Origin of the sequence: Aeromonas sp. HMWF015 (genome assembly GCF_963878965.1) — a bacterium.
Taxonomy (GTDB): domain Bacteria; phylum Pseudomonadota; class Gammaproteobacteria; order Enterobacterales; family Aeromonadaceae; genus Aeromonas; species Aeromonas veronii.
In genome coordinates this window covers 1-2,820 of sequence record NZ_CAWNZT010000329.1, presented here as the reverse complement: position 1 = coordinate 2,820, position 2,820 = coordinate 1, and the positions used below count along the sequence as shown (strand labels likewise).

Below are 2,820 nucleotides of genomic sequence, written 5' to 3'. Positions count from 1 at the left end.
GCGTGGCCGAGTCAGGCCAGCCCTATCAGAACGAGCTGTTTCAGCTGCTCACCGTCTGGGCCTTCGATGTGGGCGATTTCGACACCGGCATCGCCTGGGCCGAGCTCGCCATCGCCCAGGGCCAGCGCACCCCTAGCAACATCAAACGGGACTGGGCCCATTTTGTGGCCGACACCGTGCTGGAGTGGGCCGAGAAGCAAGCGGCTGAAGGCCATGCGGTCGAGCCCTGGTTCTCCCGGGTGTTCGACAAGGTACGCAATGACTGGCGCCTTAACGAGAAGCTCACCGCCAAGTGGTTCAAGGCCGCGGGCTGCCTGCTGCTACGTGACCAGGACGGCCAGCCGCGCCCCAGTGCCGTGGGGGACTCCACCACGCTGGAGCAGGCCGACCACTGGCTGGCCCAAGCAGAGAAGCTGCACAGCAAGGTGGGGGTCAACACCTTGCGCCAGAAGATTGCCATGCGCTTGCGGGTGCTCAATCCCGAATAACCAACCGACTCTCCGCGCCGTCGCTCCCCGGCGGGGAGGATAGGCCAGCCGCAAGGCCCGCGCCGAATCCTGCGATCCGTGGCTACAGGGGAGCCCTTTTTTCAAACGAGGTCAGTGATGTTTGCAGGCAAGGATATCGACTACAGCGCCGCCACCATCCGCAATGACGGGTTCTGGCCCGATGTGGCCGTGGCCGATTTTGAACGCCGCCGCGCCCTGCCTGCCGACCTTGACCCGCAAACCACCGGCGCCGCGCTGCTGGCGGCCATCTCGGAAATCAACCTGCAGCTGGCGATTCGCCAGGCCGCGCTGATGGCCGAGGGCTATGCCTGTGCCGCCGAGGTGCCGGGGCCAAGCCTTAAGGGTGGCACCAATGCGCTAACCGAGCAGTATCTGGCCGCGGTGTTCGCCCGCGCCAAGGCGGCCATCTTGCCGGAGTTCGCCAGCGTCACCGAGCGGCCGGCCGCCAACAACCTGGCCGAGCGCTCATCTGAGCAACGGGCCCAACTGCTAGCCGAAAGTCAGCAACTGGTGCGCAGCATCAAGGGCAAACACCGGGCGGGGGTCTCGTTGATATGAGTAAAGAGATGAGTGAACAGCAGGCCCAGGGCTATTTCCTGCACGCCCTCCACGCCGAGCTCAACCGGGTGTTGCCGGCCAAGTGCCGCAAGTCCCTCGACAGCTGGATGGAGAACGGAACGATCCGCCTCGAATCCCGCAATATGGGCCCCACCGGCGTAGACGTGGCCTGGCTCACCTATCAGGCGGTGTTCATCGTGGAGCAACTGCCCTTTCGTGAGCTGGATCCGGCCATCGTGCTGGCCGCGGTGGCCGCCTGGGTGCAGGAGCACGACACGTTTCGCGAACAGTTTGAGCTGGCCGACCCGGAATACGCGGTGACCCCAAACGATGAGAAGAGCGCCGATCTCGAGATCCAGCTCGCCTTTACCGAGCCGCTGCGCCTTATCGAGCACCCGAGCGGCCCCATCAACTGGCTCGGCAAGCGCTGGCAGGTGGCCCCCTATGAGATCTGGGTGGCCGACCACATCGACATGAACGTCGGTGACACCGGCCATCACCAGGTAGGTGGCCCGGCATGATCACCATCACCCTGGACGCTCGCCGCAGCCAAGACCAGCTCAACCTGCTGGCCCTGCCACCCCAGAAGCGCAAGCGCCTGGTGTGGCGCGCCGCGGCCGAGCTCAAAAAGCTGGCGGCCCGTCATGTGCGCCAGCAACAAGACCCCAACGGCAAGCCCTGGGCGCCTCGCAAGCGGGGCAAACGCAAGATGCTGCGCGGCCTGCCCAAACTGCTGGAGATCCACGCCCCCAGCCAGGACGTGGCCGAGCTCGGGTTCAAGCGAGGGACGATGAACGTTCACGCAGGGGTCATCGCCAACACCCACCAGAAGGGACACACCTATCAGGTGACCGCGGCCAGCCGGCGCCGCATCGCGAGCAGCGAGGGTAGCAAGCTCAAGCCCGCGACCAAGGCGCAGGCCCGCAAGCTGCGCGAGCTCGGGTTCAAGCGCCCGGGGGCACGCAAAGGGTCATACCGCTCGGCGTCGCTTGGCTGGATCACCGGCCATCTCAACTACGCCCAGGCGGGATTGCTCATCAGGAAGCTCAAGGATGAACCGGTGAAAGCGAGCTGGGAGATTGAGCTCCCTGCCCGCCCGTTCCTCGGCGCCAACGCCAAACAACGGGAGCAAGCCTTTGCCCGCGCCCTGCAGAGCATCGACTACGGCTGGGACGTCAACAAGCAAGAGATGAAGGGGAAATAACGCCATGTGGCCTTATGTACAGATCAACAACGTGAACCAGATGCAGGGGCCGGTGACCGAGGTCGAGCGCCACCTGCTGTTTGTCGGCACGGCGCCAAGCAATACCGGCAAGCTGCTCTCCCTCAACACCCAGAGCGACTTTGACAAGCTGCTGGGCGAGCCCGCCTGCGAGCTCAAAACCAACCTGCAGGCCGCCATGGCCAATGCCGGCCAGAACTGGACGGCCGCCGCCTTCGTGCTGCCCACCGACATGGACTGGAAAGATGCCGTCCGTGAGGCCCAGAAGACCCAATCCTTTGAAGGGGTGGTGGTACTGGGGCAAGAGTGGGACGAGGCGAAGATCAACGCCGCCCACGCGCTGAACCAGGAGCTGATCGCCAAGTGGGGTCGCTGGCAGTTCATGCTGCTGGCGGTCGCGGGGATCAATGCTGCCGAGAAGGATGGCCAGAGCTGGAGCGACTACGAGGCCGCCCTGGTCACCCTGCAAGATGGCATCAAGGCCGAATCCGTCACCCTGCTGCCGCAGCTGTGGCCCAACCTCGCCGGCGC

General features: G+C 64.9%; 5 protein-coding genes. All 5 read left to right on the top strand.

Going from position 1 to position 2,820, the window contains the following annotated elements; translation table 11 throughout:
- On the top strand, positions 1–488 hold a 488-nt coding region (gene gpM, locus AACS18_RS16370; RefSeq protein WP_108612733.1), incomplete at its 5' end, for a phage terminase small subunit.
- 117 nt (positions 489–605) lie between these two features.
- On the top strand, positions 606–1,067 hold the full coding sequence (locus AACS18_RS16365; protein WP_108612732.1) for a head completion/stabilization protein: 462 nt from the start codon (positions 606–608) through the stop codon (positions 1,065–1,067).
- 8 nt (positions 1,068–1,075) lie between these two features.
- Positions 1,076–1,588, top strand: coding sequence for a phage tail protein (locus AACS18_RS16360; RefSeq protein WP_099358946.1), 513 nt, complete (start codon positions 1,076–1,078; stop codon positions 1,586–1,588).
- Positions 1,585–2,271, top strand: coding sequence for a phage virion morphogenesis protein (locus AACS18_RS16355; RefSeq protein WP_108612731.1), 687 nt, complete (start codon positions 1,585–1,587; stop codon positions 2,269–2,271). The genes AACS18_RS16360 and AACS18_RS16355 overlap by 4 nt, the downstream gene beginning before the upstream one ends.
- A gap of 4 nt (positions 2,272–2,275) precedes the next feature.
- A partial coding sequence (locus tag AACS18_RS16350; RefSeq protein WP_146184783.1) for a DUF2586 family protein occupies positions 2,276–2,820 on the top strand: 545 nt, incomplete at its 3' end.